The organism is Pseudomonas sp. 65/3-MNA-CIBAN-0223, assembly GCF_040310425.1.
GTDB lineage: Bacteria > Pseudomonadota > Gammaproteobacteria > Pseudomonadales > Pseudomonadaceae > Aquipseudomonas > Aquipseudomonas gregormendelii.
Genome location: NZ_JBEOPV010000014.1, coordinates 54,100 through 66,336, shown reverse-complemented (window position 1 = coordinate 66,336; position 12,237 = coordinate 54,100). Strand labels below are relative to the sequence as shown.

9 protein-coding genes and 2 riboswitches are annotated in these 12,237 nt (G+C 61.2%); of the genes, 5 read left to right on the top strand and 4 right to left on the bottom strand.

Going from position 1 to position 12,237, the window contains the following annotated elements; translation table 11 throughout:
- Complete coding sequence (gene cobW, locus AAEZ09_RS18445; RefSeq protein WP_350600275.1) at positions 1 to 1,062, bottom strand: cobalamin biosynthesis protein CobW; 1,062 nt, start codon at positions 1,060 to 1,062, stop codon at positions 1 to 3.
- 100 nt (positions 1,063 to 1,162) lie between these two features.
- Positions 1,163 to 1,376: riboswitch (cobalamin riboswitch) on the bottom strand.
- Between the two features lie 192 nt (positions 1,377 to 1,568).
- A riboswitch (cobalamin riboswitch) is annotated at positions 1,569 to 1,797 on the top strand.
- A 119-nt stretch (positions 1,798 to 1,916) separates the two neighbouring features.
- Here cobW and AAEZ09_RS18440 point away from each other — a divergent pair.
- From AAEZ09_RS18440 to cobM, 4 genes are all read left to right on the top strand, one after another.
- Complete coding sequence (locus tag AAEZ09_RS18440; protein ID WP_266018641.1) at positions 1,917 to 2,108, top strand: CbtB domain-containing protein; 192 nt, start codon at positions 1,917 to 1,919, stop codon at positions 2,106 to 2,108.
- An 11-nt stretch (positions 2,109 to 2,119) separates the two neighbouring features.
- Entirely contained in the window at positions 2,120 to 2,827 is a 708-nt protein-coding gene (locus tag AAEZ09_RS18435; protein WP_045057576.1) for a CbtA family protein, read from the top strand.
- Positions 2,824 to 3,237 carry a cobalamin biosynthesis protein gene (locus AAEZ09_RS18430; RefSeq protein ID WP_350600273.1) on the top strand — a complete coding sequence of 138 codons (414 nt, stop codon included), beginning with the start codon at positions 2,824 to 2,826 and terminating at the stop codon, positions 3,235 to 3,237. Before AAEZ09_RS18435 ends, AAEZ09_RS18430 begins: the two co-directional genes overlap by 4 nt.
- Before the next feature lie 80 nt (positions 3,238 to 3,317).
- Positions 3,318 to 4,070: a precorrin-4 C(11)-methyltransferase gene (gene cobM / locus AAEZ09_RS18425; protein WP_350600272.1), complete on the top strand. Its 753-nt coding sequence runs from the start codon at positions 3,318 to 3,320 to the stop codon at positions 4,068 to 4,070.
- A gap of 75 nt (positions 4,071 to 4,145) precedes the next feature.
- On the opposite strand, the gene nfuA is transcribed toward cobM, so the two are convergent.
- The 3 genes from nfuA to AAEZ09_RS18410 all read right to left on the bottom strand — a co-directional run bounded on the left by nfuA (position 4,146) and on the right by AAEZ09_RS18410 (position 8,231).
- Positions 4,146 to 4,730, bottom strand: a complete 585-nt coding sequence (gene nfuA, locus AAEZ09_RS18420) for a Fe-S biogenesis protein NfuA (RefSeq protein WP_045057579.1) — start codon at positions 4,728 to 4,730, stop codon at positions 4,146 to 4,148.
- A 57-nt stretch (positions 4,731 to 4,787) separates the two neighbouring features.
- On the bottom strand, positions 4,788 to 5,822 hold the full coding sequence (locus AAEZ09_RS18415) for an acyltransferase family protein (protein ID WP_350600270.1): 1,035 nt from the start codon (positions 5,820 to 5,822) through the stop codon (positions 4,788 to 4,790).
- 123 nt (positions 5,823 to 5,945) lie between these two features.
- Positions 5,946 to 8,231 carry a fatty acid cis/trans isomerase gene (locus AAEZ09_RS18410; protein ID WP_350600269.1) on the bottom strand — a complete coding sequence of 762 codons (2,286 nt, stop codon included), beginning with the start codon at positions 8,229 to 8,231 and terminating at the stop codon, positions 5,946 to 5,948.
- A 155-nt stretch (positions 8,232 to 8,386) separates the two neighbouring features.
- Between AAEZ09_RS18410 and metH the strand changes: the two genes are divergently transcribed.
- Positions 8,387 to 12,097 (top strand): methionine synthase, encoded by a 3,711-nt coding sequence (gene metH / locus AAEZ09_RS18405; RefSeq protein WP_205892851.1) that lies wholly within the window; start codon positions 8,387 to 8,389, stop codon positions 12,095 to 12,097.
- Positions 12,098 to 12,237 lie beyond the last annotated feature (140 nt).

The window sequence follows — 12,237 nt, the reverse complement described above, 5'->3', positions numbered from 1 at the left end:
TTATACGCTGAGCGCGGCGCGCAGTTGTGCTTCGAGTTGGGCGGCGTCCAGCTCCTGGCCGATCAGCACCAGGCGGGTGGTGCGCGCTTCATCGGCGCCCCATTGACGGTCGAAATGCTTGTCGAAACGCGTGCCCACGCCCTGGATCAGCAGGCGCATCGGTTTGTTCGCAATAGCTGCGAAACCCTTGACCCGCAGGATGCCGTGCTTGACTACGAGTTGCGTCAGGGCGTCCAGCAGCAGGCTTTCATCCGCCTGGGGCAGTTCGATGGAGATCGAATCGAAGGCGTCGTGATCGTGATCGTCTTCACCTTCGTGGTGATGATCGTGATGGCTGTGACGGCGGTCGATGTGTTCTTCTGAACCGACACCCAGGCCAATCAGCACGTCCAGGGGCACACGACCGCTGCTGGCTTCGATGACCTTGACCGCCGGCGGCAGTTCCTCGGCGACTTCCAGGCGCACCCGGGCCAGGTCTTGCGGGCTGATCAGGTCGGCCTTGTTGAGGATGACCAGGTCGGCGCTGGCCAACTGGTCGGCGAACAGTTCGTGCAGTGGCGATTCGTGATCCAGGTTCGGGTCGAGTTTGCGCTGGGCGTCAACCTGGTCAGGGAACGCAGCAAAGGTGCCCGCCGCCACGGCCGGACTGTCGACCACGGTGATGACAGCGTCGACGGTGCAGGCGCTGCGGATTTCCGGCCACTGGAAGGCTTGCACCAGGGGCTTGGGCAGGGCCAGCCCGGAGGTTTCAATCAGGATGTGGTCGAGGTCGGCGCGACGGGCCACCAACTCGCGCATCACCGGGAAGAACTCTTCCTGGACGGTGCAGCACAGGCATCCGTTGGCCAGTTCATAGACGCGGCCGCTGGCTTCTTCTTCAGTGCAACCGATGGAGCACTGCTTGAGGATTTCGCCATCGATACCCAGTTCGCCAAATTCGTTGACGATGACCGCGATGCGCCGGCCCTGGGCGTTGTCGAGCATGTGCCGCAGCAAGGTGGTCTTGCCCGAGCCAAGGAAGCCGGTAACGATGGTGACGGGAAGTTTGGCCAGTGTTTTCATCGGATGCCCTTTGGCAAGGTGGCGGGCATACGGGACGACAATCGCTGCGACTGAAGCGCGCGCGGGAGAGTTCGCCACCGGATCACCCCGCCCGGTTGTAGTGAGAAACTGTATCGAGGCAGGTCTCCTGGCTGACGGCGTGCCGGGCATGCAGCCTGGCATTCTCTGCGCCTTCCCGCGAACCCGTTGTACAGGGCTTGCAGTGGCGTGGCAGCGAACATCACCGTTCACAGTTGCGGGGGCAGCCGCGGCATTGACCGCGTTCCCTTCTTAGCTTCGGCCAACGCCGAAGAACCTCGAAAGCGCAAGGCTACGCATGGTATCGGGGCGGGTCAATGCTCCTGCGGTAAACGCTATCCCCTGCAGGAGCTGCCGAAGGTTGCGATCAGTTGATTGTGTCTGTCAAAAAGCCAGATCAAAAGATCGCAGCCTCCGGCAGCTCCTACCGGGGCCAATCCCCAATTGAGAACCTCTGCCAATTGACGCCAAACCCCGCCCCATGCTCTCCTACGCAACTTGTTACGGGTGCCCTTCACAGGGTGAAACGGGAAACCGGTGAATCATGTGCTTTACTAGAAGCTCATGTCAGTCCGGTGCTGCCCCCGCAACGGTAAGCGAGCGAAGAGTCAGATCCACTGTGCCAGCAGTACGGCATGGGAAGGCGACTCTTGCAGGTACAGGCGCAAGCCCGCACCCCTCGCGAGCCCGGAGACCGGCCCGCAACACATGGCGAACATCAGGTTCGCTGACCAACAAACCCGCGGTGGGCGGGCGCTGTTTGAGCTTCTGCGTGCCCGTTCGCAGGGGTTTGCCATGCGCTCCATAACCCCGCTGACAGACCAGAGGGAAGCGCCATGTCGACCATCAGCACCACCGGTAGCCGTACCGCCAGCAGTACCACGACCCTGACCCAACGCCTGACCGCCGCTGTTTTCGCGTCGATCCTGGGCGCCGGCCTGGTGTATTTTGCCGGTTTTTCGCACATCGAGGCGGTGCACAACGCGGCGCACGATACCCGTCACAGCTCCGCGTTCCCGTGCCACTGAGACCTGCCCAGATGATCAAGCGTATCGCGCAAACCGCAGGTTTTACCGGGTTGCTGGCCGCCCTGCTGCTGACCCTGCTGCAAAGCCTCTGGGTCTCTCCGCTGATTCTGCAGGCGGAAACCTACGAACAATCCGAACCTGCCACGGTTCAAATCCACGAACACGCAGCCGGCGCTACCGCAGCGCACAGCCACGACGCTGAAGCCTGGGAACCGGAAAACGGTTGGCAGCGCCTGCTGTCGACAACTGGCGGCAACTTGGTGGTCGCCGTGGGTTTCGCCCTGATGCTGGCCGGCCTCTACACCCTGCGCGCGCCAACTCGCACGTCCCAGGGCCTGCTCTGGGGCCTGGCCGGCTACGCGACCTTCGTCCTGGCGCCAACCCTCGGCCTGCCCCCTGAATTGCCGGGCACTGCAGCGGCGGACCTGACTCAACGGCAGATCTGGTGGATGGGTACAGCCGCTTCCACAGCGGTCGGTATTGCGTTGATCGTCTTCAGCCGTCACTGGCTGATGAAGGTCCTTGGCGTGGCGATCCTGGCCGTGCCACACGTGATCGGAGCACCACAACCCCAGGTGCATTCGATGCTCGCGCCAGAGGCATTGGAAACCCAGTTCAAGATTGCTTCACAGTTGACCAACGTGGCGTTCTGGCTGGCACTCGGCCTGATCAGCGCCTGGCTGTTCCGGCGCAAAAATCCTGATCAATACCCGGCATGACCCAAGCTGGCAAAGTGCCGACGCTGGTCGTCGGCCTTGGCTGCCAGCGTGGCTGCCCTCTCAGCACGCTGCGGGCGCTGCTGGACCAGGCGCTGCAGGCCCACTCTATCGAGCTCGAGCAGATCAGTGCCCTGGCGAGCATTGACCTCAAGCGAGAAGAGCCGGGCCTGATTGAGCTCGGCGTCCAGCTTGGGCTTGAGGTGCAGTTTTTCAGCAGTGAGGCACTGGCCAGGTATCAGGGCCAGCTCAGCCATCACTCGGACATCGCTTTCGAACGTACCGGTTGCTATGGAATCGCTGAAAGCGCTGCCCTCGCCCTGGCCGAACAGCTAACCCACACCCCGGCAAAACTGTTGATTTCACGACAAAAATACGCCCAGGCCACCCTCGCGTTGGCCCGCGCCGTTTAAAATCCCCGATAATCCCATGCCTGATCATGAGCAATCTTCATCTGAAGCCTGCCCATGTCGCTTTTTCACAGGATACGACGATGACCGTTTACTTCATCGGCGCCGGCCCCGGCGACCCGGAACTGATCACCGTCAAAGGCCAGCGCCTGATTCGCAGCTGCGCCGTCATCATTTACGCCGGCTCGCTGGTGCCCGCCGCCGTGCTCGAAGGCCATCATGCTGAACAGGTGGTCAACAGTGCCGAATTGCACCTGGAACAGATCATCGAACTGATCAAGGCTGCCCACGCCAAGGGCCAGGATGTGGCGCGGGTGCATTCCGGCGATCCGAGCCTGTATGGCGCCATCGGCGAGCAGATTCGCCACCTGCGCGAGCTGGGTATCCCTTTTGAGATCATTCCCGGGGTGACGGCCACGGCAGCCTGTGCCGCGCTCTTGGGTGCTGAATTGACCCTGCCGGACGTTTCCCAGAGCGTGATCCTGACCCGCTACGCCGACAAGACGGCGATGCCGGCCGGTGAAGAACTGGCAAGCCTGGCACAACATGGCGCGACCATGGCGATCCATCTGGGGGTCAGCCACCTGCGCAAGATCGTGTTCGAATTAATCCCGCATTACGGTGCCGAATGCCCGATCGCGGTGATTCACCGGGCCACCTGGCCTGACCAGGATTGGGTGGTGGGGACTTTGGCAGATATTGCCGGGAAGGTTGAAGCCAAGGGTTTCCGGCGTACAGCGCTGATTCTGGTGGGTCGGGTGTTGGGCAGTGATCAGTTCAGCGAGTCTTCGCTGTATCGTGCGGGGCATGCGCATCTGTACAGGCCCCAAGAATAGAAGATCTTTTGGCTTCAGGCATAAAAAACGGCACTCACGGGTGCCGTTTTTTTGCTTGCGCAGCGAACACCTTACTTAGTAGTAGGCGTTTTCTTTCTGCGTATGGTCAGTCACATCGCGCACGCCCTTGAGCTCCGGCACACGCTCGAGCAAGGTGCGCTCGATGCCTTCGCGCAAGGTCACGTCTGCCTGGCCGCAGCCCTGGCAACCGCCACCAAACTTGAGGACGGCGATGCCGTCGTCGACCACATCGATCAGGCTGACCTGGCCGCCGTGGCTCGCGAGGCCCGGGTTGATCTCGGTTTGCAGGTAGTAGTTGATGCGCTCGTTGATCGGGCTGTCGGCGTTGACCATCGGCACCTTGGCGTTGGGTGCCTTGATAGTCAGTTGGCCGCCCATGCGGTCGGTGGCGTAGTCGACTACCGCGTCGTCCAGGAACGCTTCGCTGAACGAATCGATGTAAGCGGTGAAGCTCTTGAGCCCCAGCGCCGTGTCTTCAGGTTTTTCTTCGCCCGGCTTGCAGTAGGCAATGCAGGTTTCGGCGTACTGGGTGCCGGGCTGGGTGATAAAGACGCGAATGCCGATACCCGGGGTGTTCTGCTTGGAGAGCAGATCAGCCAGATAATCGTGGGCGGCGTCAGTGATGGTAATAGCGGTCATGGAAACTCCTCGCAGGCTTGGGCGCAGTTTACGCCAATCAACGCGCGGGACAAAGTCCTAGTATTTTTGTCGGGAAAGAGCCGGCGACGGTTGAGCCTCGGTTTTGCCATCAACACGCTGTTTAAGCCACCGATAGCTGGATTTTTCCACCCAGTGGTAGCTGGCCCAGGAACCCACGGCGATCGCCAGCACGCACAGCACAAACATGACGTAGGGGTTCACACCATACCGTTGTGCGATAAAACCACCGGCGGACAGCACCAGCACATGCATCAGGTACACCGAGTAGGAACAATCGCCCAATAGCTTGAGCGTTCGATTGTGTTCAAAGAAACGCTCAAGCGCCATGCACGCCATGACCAGCACCGCGCTTGGCAGGCCCCAGACCAAAAATCGCGGTTGCGGGGGCGAATGGTAGATCATCAGTAACGCGCCGGTAATGCCCACCAGTGGCAGCCACAGGCCCGGGCGGATCCAGCCCCGGCGGTACAGCATGCCGATGGCGATACCCAGCAGGAACTCATAGACGATGTCCGAGCGATAGAACTGGCTGACCCAGCCATAACCCGTCCATGCCTGGCACACCGCGAACAATAACGCCCCGACCACCAGCAGCCTGACCTGCAGGCGAAACAACAGCGCCCAGGCGAACAGCACGTAGAAGAGCATTTCGTAGTTGAGGGTCCAGCCGACATTGAGTGTCGGATAAATGCCGTAGCCGCCGGGGTTTTCGCTGGGAACGAACAGCAGGGACAGGAGGAAGTGCGACCAGTCAACGGTCTGGTCTGGTAGCACCGGCTGGGCGAACACCACCAGTAGCGCCATCAACAGGGTGTAGAACCAGTAGGCCGGAACGATGCGAAACAGTCGATACAACAGGAATTTTCCGGGCGGCAGTGCTTTGCCTTCGGTGGACAGAAAGATCACCAGGCCGCTGATCACAAAGAAAATATCAACGCCCACCGCGCCCTTGTCGATGAACATCTGCCCGATCGGGCCACGGGCCTTGAAGTCGAAGAATATCTGCATGAAATGGTGGCAAACCACCGTCCAGGCGGCCAGGGCGCGTAATGCCTGTACAGAAATCAGCATTGATTGCCCTCCGTTGAACATCCACAAACCACCGCAATCGATCTGTGGGAGCGAGCAGGCTCGCTGCCACAGGTACATAAGTGTGCCTTGTAGATCGGACAACGGCGCGCCGGCAAAGGTCTATCAAAGATTCTCGTAGCGGTTCATGTCCAGCACGCCCTCTTCCTCCGGCTGGGTCTCGTGCACATAGCGGCTCAGGTCGTGAAAGTACTGCCAGAACTGCGGATGGCTGCGGCGGATGCCCCAGCGCTCGATGATTTTCTCCAGGCGGTTGGCGTCCTTGGCATTCTCCATGGCATCAACGAAAGCTGGCACCTGGTCGGCAGGAATGTTGAAGATGAAATTCGGATAGCTGCTCAGCACACCTGGAAAAATGGTCAGGGTGTCCAGGCCGGGTTGATAACGCAGTGACTCGCCCAGGAGAAACGCGACGTTGCTGTGGGCGCGATTGCGCAGCAGGCTGTAGACCTCACGCTGACCGCTGGCACTCTGCACGCGCAACAGGGTGGCTTCCGGCAACAGGTCGATGACCCTCAGCCCGGCGGCCGGGCGCGAGGTCAAGCGGCTCAAGGCTTGATCGGCATTCTGCAAGCCCGGGTCGATGTTGGGGCGCGAGCAATACGCACCGTCACAGCGATTGATCGGGTCGGGGCTGGCGTTGAGGTCGCCGTAGCGGGCCAGCAACAGCCGGGCAAAGTCACGCTTGGGGTCCTTTTCATCGAGCTTGAGCGCAGTGTCCTTGTCGTCGTCGATGCTCTCGTAATCCAGCCACATCTTGATTTTACCGCTGTTCTGGTACCAGTCGTCGAGGTAGCCCTCCCGGGAATCGGCGGGCATCAGGCGCAGGAAATTCTGCTCGGCGCCATTGCGGATCAGGTCGAAATACAGCCGCGTCTGCGCCTGGTGCGACACGTTGCCGAACACGTCGAAGTTGACCGCCAGCTGGTAATAGGTGCGTTCCAGCAGCGGATAATCGAACAGCCACATCGTTTGCGGCACTTCGCCAATCAAGCCCTTGGTCACCGACGCGCTGTCGAAATGGCGGAAGATACTCAGTAGCGCATTGTCATTGCCCGCCCACAGCGTCGACCAGCTCGGCGCCGGCGCGTCGGCATAACTGTCGCGGCGCAAGGCTTCGTACTCATTGCGTTTATTGCGGTAGTCGTGCCACAGGGTCAGCACACTGCCGACTTCATCGTCCTGCCCGGGCATCGCCAGCAGCGGCGTGGCCTGGCCGCGATAGTTGGGGTCGGTGATGTAGAGGTCGTGCTCCGGCGCCTGGAACAGTGCCCAGAAGTTATCGCGGATCACGTCGGTGGCAATCTGGCCACGGCACACCGGACCGCGAATAAAGGTGCGCACGAAGTACTCGGCGTTATCGAGCATGAACTGATAGCGCGCCTGGGCCGGGATCGCTTCGAAGGTACTGAACGGATTGGCCCGCCGTTCAGGGCCATAGCCGGGCAAGGCGTTGACCTGCCAGTTACCGGTGTAGAAAAGGCTCTTGACCCGGGCCATCTTCGGCGCGCTCAACGGGTAGCTGATGTGAGTCTTGTGCACGATCACCCCTTGCACGGGCCGCAGGCGGTAATACACCTGGGTCCCGGGATCGTCGTTGGGACGACGGGTCTTGATCAGGTCGATGGGCTGGCCGGTGGGTGTTCGCGAGCGCACCCACTGGAAAAAGTGCCCGGGCTCGCCGTCCTTGAAGTAAAGGTGGGCCAGGAACCAGTGTTCGAACAACCAGCGCCCCACCAGGCTTTCCCGGGCACCCGGCGCATTGAGCAGGTTTTCCCACTGCAGCACCTGCAATGCTTCCCGGGCGGACGGCTGCAGGCCTTGCTCATCAATGGGCGCACCCGAGGCCAGCCAGCGTTGCAGCGTCTGGTATTGCTGGTCGGTCAGGCCTGTCACTGCGAGCGGCATGCCCTCTTTGGGGTGGGCACCGGCGTAGCCGTCGAATTCGCCCGGCATGGCACACATGTTGGCCCGGTTCAGGCCAAGCGCGATCTCCTCGGGCAGTTTGGCATTGGGCTGCAACGGCGTGCGGTGGCCCAGTTCCAGCATCCGCGCCATCAGGGAAGCCTGGCTCGCCCGGGCGTCGAGCACCGAATAGAAGCCCTTCTGCTGCCAGGCCTGCTTGCCGAACGCATCGTAATACAGCCGGGTTGGCGCGGCCGCGCTGGTGCGTTCGCCGTCGTAGACCGGGGTCTTGCTGGCGCCCCGCGCCGCGCCCTCGCCGCTGCCCAGGTTCAACTGACAGGCGGCGTCATTGCAGGCGTGGCAGGCTACGCACTTTTCGGTGAAGATCGGTTGAATATCCCGCGTATAGGAAATGGCCGGCTCCTGCGCCGCAGCGCCCCAGCTCAAACACAGCACAATCATGCTGGTGACGAAGCGATACGACATGTCCCTGGTCCCGATCATGAGAAAACGCCGCGATTCTACCGGCACGGGGCTATCACCAACATGAGCGATATTCATGCAAAACCGGTACATGCTCTAAAAGCGCGCAGGTTTGCTATGATCCCGGCCCTTCGTAATGGTCTTTCCGAGTAGTCCACATGTCCGATCGCAGTGTTCGCCTTCAAGCTCTCAAGCACGCCCTCAAAGAGCGCATCCTGATTCTCGATGGCGGCATGGGCACCATGATCCAGAGCTACAAGCTCGAGGAGCAGGATTACCGGGGTAAACGCTTCGCAGACTGGCCGAGCGACGTCAAGGGTAACAATGACCTGCTGGTGCTGACTCGCCCGGACGTGATCGGCTCGATCGAAAAAGCCTACCTGGATGCCGGCGCCGACATCCTCGAAACCAACACCTTCAACGCCACCCAGGTATCCCTGGCCGATTACGGCATGCAGGGCCTGGCATACGAGTTAAACGTAGAAGGCGCACGCCTGGCGCGCAAGGTGGCTGATGCCAAGACCCTGGAAACTCCGGACAAGCCGCGTTTCGTCGCTGGCGTGATCGGGCCGACCAGTCGCACCTGCTCGCTGTCGCCGGACGTGAACAACCCCGGCTACCGCAACGTGACCTTCGATGAACTGGTGGAAAACTACACCGAAGCGGCCAAAGGCCTGATCGAGGGTGGCAGCGACCTGATCCTGATCGAAACCATCTTCGATACCTTGAACGCCAAGGCCGCGATCTTTGCCGTGCAGGGGGTGTTCGAGGAGCTGGGCATCGAGTTGCCGATCATGATCTCCGGCACCATTACCGACGCCTCTGGCCGAACCTTGTCGGGCCAGACCACCGAAGCCTTCTGGAACTCCGTGGCCCACGCCAAGCCGATATCGGTTGGCCTGAACTGCGCCCTCGGTGCCAGCGAGCTGCGCCCGTACCTGGAGGAGCTGTCGAACAAGGCAGGCACCCACGTCTCGGCGCACCCGAACGCCGGGCTACCCAACGAGTTCGGCGAGTACGACGAGCTGCCAGCGCAAACCGCCAAGGTCATCGAAGAGTTCGCCCAGAGCGGGTTTCTCAACATCGTCGGCGGCTGCTGCGGCACCACCCCGGGCCACATCGAAGCCATCGCCAAGGCGGTGGCGGGATATGCGCCGCGGCAGATTCCGGACATTCCCAAGGCGTGCCGCCTTTCCGGGCTTGAGCCGTTCACCATTGATCGCAGCTCGCTGTTCGTCAACGTCGGCGAGCGCACCAATATCACCGGCTCGGCAAAGTTCGCCCGCCTGATTCGTGAAGACAACTACACCGAAGCCCTGGAAGTCGCCCTTCAACAGGTCGAGGCTGGCGCCCAGGTGATCGACATCAACATGGACGAAGGGATGCTCGATTCGAAGAAGGCGATGGTGACCTTCCTCAATCTGATTGCCGGTGAACCGGACATCTCCCGCGTCCCGATCATGATCGACTCCTCGAAATGGGAAGTGATCGAGGCCGGCCTGAAATGCATCCAGGGCAAGGGCATCGTCAACTCGATCAGCATGAAAGAAGGCGTCGAGCAGTTCATGCATCACGCCAAGCTGTGCAAGCGCTATGGTGCGGCGGTGGTCGTGATGGCCTTCGACGAAGCCGGCCAGGCTGACACCGAAGCGCGCAAGAAGGAAATCTGCAAGCGCTCCTACGACATTCTGGTCAACGAAGTCGGCTTCCCGCCGGAAGACATCATTTTCGACCCGAACATCTTCGCCGTGGCTACCGGTATCGAAGAACACAACAACTATGCCGTGGACTTCATCAACGCCTGCGCCTACATCCGAGACGAGCTGCCGTATGCGCTGACGTCGGGCGGCGTGTCCAACGTGTCGTTCTCGTTCCGGGGCAACAACCCGGTGCGCGAAGCCATCCACTCGGTGTTTCTGTTGTATGCGATCCGCAACGGCCTGAGCATGGGCATCGTCAACGCCGGCCAGCTGGAGATCTATGACCAGATCCCGGCCGAACTGCGTGACGCCGTGGAAGATGTCGTGCTCAACCGTACCCCGGAAGGCACCGACGCCCTCCTCGCCATCGCCGACAAGTACAAGGGCGACGGCAGCGTCAAGGAAGCCGAGACCGAAGAGTGGCGCGGCTGGGACGTCAACAAGCGCCTGGAGCACGCACTGGTCAAGGGCATCACCACCCACATCGTCGAGGACACGGAAGAGTCGCGCCTGTCGTTCGCCCGCCCGATCGAAGTGATCGAAGGGCCGCTGATGTCCGGCATGAACATCGTTGGCGACCTGTTCGGCGCCGGCAAGATGTTCCTGCCGCAAGTGGTGAAGTCCGCCCGGGTGATGAAGCAGGCCGTCGCCCACCTGATTCCGTTTATCGAACTGGAAAAAGGCGACAAGCCCGAAGCCAAGGGCAAGATCCTGATGGCCACGGTCAAGGGCGATGTGCATGACATCGGCAAGAACATCGTCGGCGTGGTCCTGGGTTGTAACGGCTATGACATCGTCGACCTGGGCGTCATGGTGCCGGCGGAGAAAATCCTCCAGGTGGCCAGGGAGCAGAAGTGCGACATCATCGGCCTGTCCGGCCTGATCACCCCGTCGCTGGACGAGATGGTCCACGTAGCCCGCGAAATGCAGCGCCAGGATTTCCACCTGCCGCTGATGATCGGTGGCGCCACTACCTCCAAGGCACACACGGCGGTGAAGATCGAGCCCAAGTACAGCAATGACGCGGTGATTTATGTCACCGACGCCTCCCGCGCCGTGGGCGTGGCGACCCAGTTGTTGTCCAAGGAGTTGAAACCGGCTTTCGTCGAGAAGACTCGCCAGGACTACGTCGAGGTTCGCGAACGCACCGCCAATCGCAGCGCCCGCACTGAACGCCTTAGCTACCCGGCCGCGATCGCCAAGAAGCCGCAGTTCGACTGGAGCACTTACACGCCGGTCAAGCCGACGTTCACCGGTGCCCGGGTGCTGGATAATATCGATTTGAAGGTGCTGGCCGAATACATCGACTGGACGCCGTTCTTCATTTCCTGGGACCTGGCTGGCAAGTTTCCGCGCATCCTTACCGACGAAGTCGTGGGTGAAGCCGCCACCGCGCTTTACGCGGATGCCCGGGAGATGCTGGACAAGCTGATCAACGAAAAGCTGATCAGTGCCCGTGCGGTGTTCGGCTTCTGGCCGGCCAATCAGGTGCGCGACGACGACATCGAAGTCTACGGCGATGACGGCAAGCCGTTGGCCAAGCTGCATCACTTGCGCCAGCAGATCATCAAGACCGACGGCAAACCAAACTTCTCCCTGGCCGACTTCGTGGCGCCCAAGGACAGTGAGATCACCGACTACGTCGGCGGGTTCATCACCACTGCCGGCATCGGCGCCGAAGAAGTGGCCAAGGCTTACCAGGACGCCGGCGACGATTACAACTCGATCATGGTCAAGGCCCTGGCCGACCGCCTGGCCGAGGCCTGCGCCGAGTGGCTGCACCAGCAGGTGCGCAAGGATTATTGGGGTTATGCCAAGGACGAGACCCTCGACAACGAGGCACTGATCAAGGAGCAGTACAGCGGCATCCGCCCTGCGCCGGGCTACCCGGCGTGCCCTGATCACACCGAGAAAAGCACGTTGTTCAGCCTGCTCGATCCTGAAGCCAGCGAAATGCAGGCCGGCCGCAGCGGCGTGTTTCTCACCGAGCACTACGCCATGTTCCCGGCTGCTGCAGTCAGCGGCTGGTACTTCGCCCATCCGCAGGCGCAGTACTTTGCCGTGGGCAAGATCGACAAGGACCAGGTGCAGAGTTACACCTCACGCAAAGGCCAGGAGCTCAGCGTGACCGAGCGCTGGCTGGCACCGAACCTGGGTTATGACAACTAAGATCTATAGATCGCAGCCCACGGCAGCCCGCACAAGCCCGTAGGAGCTGCCAAGTGAAACGAGGCTGCGATCTTTTGATCTTCAAACCCGGATCAAAAGATCGCAGCCTGCGGCAGCTCCTACAGGTCATCAGGCTGCGA

Coding starts and splice junctions, on each gene's coding strand:
- cobW (WP_350600275.1), bottom strand. CDS start 1,062: ATGAAAACACTGGCCAAACTTCCCGTCACCATCGTTACCGGCTTCCTT.
- AAEZ09_RS18440 (WP_266018641.1), top strand. CDS start 1,917: ATGTCGACCATCAGCACCACCGGTAGCCGTACCGCCAGCAGTACCACG.
- AAEZ09_RS18435 (WP_045057576.1), top strand. CDS start 2,120: ATGATCAAGCGTATCGCGCAAACCGCAGGTTTTACCGGGTTGCTGGCC.
- AAEZ09_RS18430 (WP_350600273.1), top strand. CDS start 2,824: ATGACCCAAGCTGGCAAAGTGCCGACGCTGGTCGTCGGCCTTGGCTGC.
- cobM (WP_350600272.1), top strand. CDS start 3,318: ATGACCGTTTACTTCATCGGCGCCGGCCCCGGCGACCCGGAACTGATC.
- nfuA (WP_045057579.1), bottom strand. CDS start 4,730: ATGACCGCTATTACCATCACTGACGCCGCCCACGATTATCTGGCTGAT.
- AAEZ09_RS18415 (WP_350600270.1), bottom strand. CDS start 5,822: ATGCTGATTTCTGTACAGGCATTACGCGCCCTGGCCGCCTGGACGGTG.
- AAEZ09_RS18410 (WP_350600269.1), bottom strand. CDS start 8,231: ATGTCGTATCGCTTCGTCACCAGCATGATTGTGCTGTGTTTGAGCTGG.
- metH (WP_205892851.1), top strand. CDS start 8,387: ATGTCCGATCGCAGTGTTCGCCTTCAAGCTCTCAAGCACGCCCTCAAA.